Source organism: Streptomyces sparsus, assembly GCF_054776295.1.
This window is the reverse complement of record NZ_BAAHCA010000469.1, coordinates 1-3,812: the sequence shown is the minus strand read 5'-3', so window position 1 is coordinate 3,812 and position 3,812 is coordinate 1. Positions and strand designations below refer to the sequence as shown.

The following is a 3,812-nucleotide window of genomic DNA, read 5'->3' as shown; positions in this document are numbered from 1 at the left end:
CGGGCGCTGGGGGCGGGCCCGGGAACGCCGTCGGCGGAGCCGTCGTGCGGACCACCGGGGGCGTCGTCGGTGTGGTGAGCGCCACTGTCACCCGCCGGACCGGCCGCGCGGGCCCGTTCGGCCGTACGCTGACCCGAGTCCCATGGTCCCGCGACCGTCACCGAGGTCAGCGCGACCGCCAGGCCGAGCACGGCGGAACCCGTCGTGAGCTGCCAGGTCTGCCGGGTGTGCGGCGGTGCGGCCCGCCAGCGGTGCCGGACGGCTCCGACGGCCGTGCCGACGGATCGGCGCATTCGGTTCACGGGCGTCTCGCGCACCTCGGACCAGCCCCTTTCACGAGCACACACCGGCGTGGGGGACACTTAACCACCAGACACATGTGTTGATCACGGAGGAGCCTCCCTTGGAGTTCGACGTCACCATCGAGATCCCGAAGGGTTCGCGGAACAAGTACGAGGTGGACCACGAGACCGGACGCATCCGGTTGGACCGTCACCTCTTCACTTCGACCGTCTACCCGGCCGACTACGGTTTCGTCGACGGCACCCTGGGCGAGGACGGCGACCCGCTGGACGCGCTCGTGCTCCTGGAGGAGCCGACGTTTCCCGGTTGCATCATCAAGTGCCGCGCGATCGGCATGTTCCGGATGACGGACGAGGCCGGCGGCGACGACAAGCTGCTGTGCGTCCCGGCGTCCGACCCGCGGGTCGAGCACCTGCGTGACATCCACCACGTGTCGGAGTTCGACCGGCTGGAGATCCAGCACTTCTTCGAGGTCTACAAGGACCTGGAGCCCGGCAAGTCCGTCGAGGGTGCCAACTGGGTGGGCCGGGTCGAGGCCGAGGCCGAGGTGGAGAACTCCGTCAAGCGCCTGGAGGCCAGCGGCCACTGAGCCGTCCGGGCCGGTGAGCCGTCCGGGCCGCCGGTGAGCGCCCGGTCGCTCGACGGCCCCTCCGGCCGCTGAGCCGAAGCGCCCCCGTCCGCGATGCCGCGGCCGGGGGCGCTCGTCGTGCCGGCGCGCGTCAGAAGCCGCGGGTGCGCTTGGCGGCGCGGCGGCCGGGCAGTGGCGTCTCCCGGCCCGGCGTCCTGATGAACAGCCGGGCGAGTTCCCCGCCGAGGTTCACTCCGATGGCGATGGCCAGCGCCAGTGCGGCGGCGGTCGCCAGGAACTGGAAACCGCGGTCCATGTGGCCCTGCGCGATGCCCAGCAGCCCGAAGTAGGTCGCGCTACCGGGCAGCAGCGGGCCGATGGCCGCGGTGATGTACGGCAGCGCCGACACGAACTGGTAGCGGGACATGAGCTGCCCGAACAGGCCGACGAGCCCCGCGGCGGCGACGGTCGCCGGCACCGGGTCCATGTTGCCGGTGTGGGCGAGGGCCCCGAAGACCAGCCAAGCGATGCCGCCGTTGAGGGTGGCCCAGAGGACCGTGGACCGCTCCTGCTGGAGCAGGACGCAGAACGCCAGGGCCAGCGCCATCGCCGCGAACAGCTGGATCACCGGGCGTTCGATGCTGTAGGTGACCTCCGGGTTGAGGGGCGCGCCGAACCGGTCGCCGACGTAGAGCACGGTCAGCACGCCGCTGACGATGCCCACGATGAGGTACACCACTTCCAGCAGCCGTGCCGACGCGGTGATGTAGAAGCCGGTGAGGCCGTCGTGCACCGCGGCGACCAGCGCCCGCCCCGGGATCAGGGCGAACAGTCCACCGGTGATCACCGCGGAGGCCCGGATGCCCTCCAGCACCGGATGGTCGAGGAGAACGACGGTGACGCCTATCGCGGCGGGCGGCATGGCCGCGGCGACGAACTGGTAGAACTCCGGCAGGCCGCGGCTGGCGAACATCCAGGCCAGCCGGTCGCCGAGGATCGCGCCGATCGCGGCCAGCATGAACACGATCGGGCCACCGCCGACGAGCGTGGCCGCCGCGCCGGCCAGCAGGCCGCTGGCCACCGAGAGCACGCCCTTGGAGTAGGGGTGCCGGTTGCGTCGGATCTCGGCCAGCCGCCGGTAGGACTCCTCCAGCGTCACGTCGTCGGAGGTGATGTCGGCCACCAACCGGTAGACGGCCGCCAGCCGCGTGTAGTCGGTGCCCCGGCGGCGCACGGTCCGGCTGAGCGTCACCGGGTCGTCGACCAGGGACGGTTGGTGCGTGATCGACAGCAGCGTGAAGGTGACGGTCGGCTCGCAGCGGTCCAGGCCGTAGGCGTGCGCGACGCCGAACATGGCCGCCTCCACGTCCTCGGCGCCCTCCCCGCCGGCCAGCAGCAGCTCACCGATACGCAGGGTGAGGTCGAGCACACGCGGCACCGGCGGCCCCGAGTCGTCCTCGACGCGCACGCTCCGTTCCGGCGCCGGGCGTTCCGCGAGCGGCAGCCGGACCATGGTCCGCATCCGGTCCTGCCAGGGCGCGTTTCCCTTGATGAGGGAGGCGACCGCCGGAATGCCCTGGGCCGGGGTGTAGTGGAAGGCGCTGCCGGCGGTCTCGGAGACCTGAGCGCGAAAGCCCTCCGGGACGGCGAACTCCGAGGTGGGGTGCTCCTCCTCGGGGATCGGCGGTAGCGGCATGCCCAGCGGGTTGCTGAACGCGCTGTGTGCCTCGTCCGTTGTCGGCTTGGTGTCCTCGGTGTCCTCTGATCCGGTCTTGCTGCCGTTCCGCTGCGGGTCCGCGACCACGTCTTCCGCTTCTCCTCTCGCTTCTCCGTCCGCAGCCCCATGTGCCCCGGCGAGCGGGACCGCACCCCCGTCGGGGTGTCCCGTGCGAAGCATAGGATGAGGGTCGCTGCACCGCCTGACGGAGTCCCGGGGAAACAGGAGATCATGGCGAATACGGTCGGTACCCGTGTGTTCAACGCGTTCCGTGGTGCGCTGATCGGCGCTGCGGAAGTGGTCCCGGGTATCAGTGGCGGCACCGTCGCCCTGATCGTCGGTGTGTACGAGAAACTGATCGGCGGCGCCGGCCACATCACCACGGCCGTCCGCTACGCCGTCACCGACCTGCCGCGCGGCCGGGGCGGGTCCCGGGCCGGCGAGGAGCTGCGCAAGGTCGACTGGGGGGTGATCGTCCCGCTGCTGGTCGGCATGGCGGCGGCCCTGGTGCTCGGCGCGAAGCTGGTCGCGCCGCTGGTGGAGAGCCACCAGCAGTACGCGTACGCCCTGTTCTTCGGCCTGGTCCTGGCGTCCCTCTATGTGCCCTACACCCACTCGGGACAGCGCTGGACCGGCGCCAACTACGCCGTCGCGCTGGCGGTGGGCGTCGCCGCCTTCGTGCTGATCGGCATCCCTCCGGCCCAGGCGCCGGTCACGCCGCTCATGGTGTTCCTGGGCGGGTCGGTCGCGATCTGCGCGCTGGTCCTGCCCGGCCTGTCGGGCTCGTTCCTGCTGCTGACGATGGGCCTGTACGAGCCGGTCATCGACGCCGCCAACGAACGCGACCTGGTGCTGCTCGGCTCGTTCGGCCTGGGCTGCCTGGTCGGTCTGGCGCTGTTCGTGAAGGTCCTCAAGTGGCTGCTGGAACACCACCACCACCTCACGCTGGTCGTGATGACGGGGCTGATGGCCGGTTCGGTGCGGGCGCTGTGGCCGTGGCAGGACGAGGACCGCACCCTGTTCGCGCCCGGTGACGCCGCCCCGCTGACCTTCGCCCTGATGGCGGTCGGCTTCGCGGTGGTGGCCGCGGTGATCGTCGTGGAGCACCGGATGAAGAAGCGTCAGGCGCCGGAACCCGAGCCGCAGCGCCGCCGGCACGCCCGCGTCTGACGGACGGGCGTGCGGTCGGCAGCCGGGGCGTGCGGCTGACGGACGGGCGTGCGG

General features: G+C 71.6%; 3 protein-coding genes and 1 pseudogene. 2 read left to right on the top strand and 2 right to left on the bottom strand.

Translation table 11 applies throughout. From position 1 onward, the window contains the following. A pseudogene (locus tag ACYVE9_RS18630) lies at positions 1-293 on the bottom strand (D-alanyl-D-alanine carboxypeptidase/D-alanyl-D-alanine endopeptidase); the annotation flags it as partial. A 110-nt stretch (positions 294-403) separates the two neighbouring features. On the opposite strand from ACYVE9_RS18630, the gene ACYVE9_RS18625 reads away from it, so the two are divergent. Beyond that, on the top strand, positions 404-892 hold the full coding sequence (locus ACYVE9_RS18625; protein WP_461029018.1) for an inorganic diphosphatase: 489 nt from the start codon (positions 404-406) through the stop codon (positions 890-892). 130 nt (positions 893-1,022) lie between these two features. On the opposite strand, the gene ACYVE9_RS18620 is transcribed toward ACYVE9_RS18625, so the two are convergent. Then, positions 1,023-2,675: a threonine/serine exporter family protein gene (locus tag ACYVE9_RS18620; protein WP_461029017.1), complete on the bottom strand. Its 1,653-nt coding sequence runs from the start codon at positions 2,673-2,675 to the stop codon at positions 1,023-1,025. Between the two features lie 144 nt (positions 2,676-2,819). Here ACYVE9_RS18620 and ACYVE9_RS18615 point away from each other — a divergent pair, with 144 nt between their 5' ends. Next, a complete protein-coding gene (locus ACYVE9_RS18615) occupies positions 2,820-3,758 on the top strand; it encodes a DUF368 domain-containing protein (RefSeq protein ID WP_461029016.1) in 939 nt (312 codons plus the stop codon). Positions 3,759-3,812 lie beyond the last annotated feature (54 nt).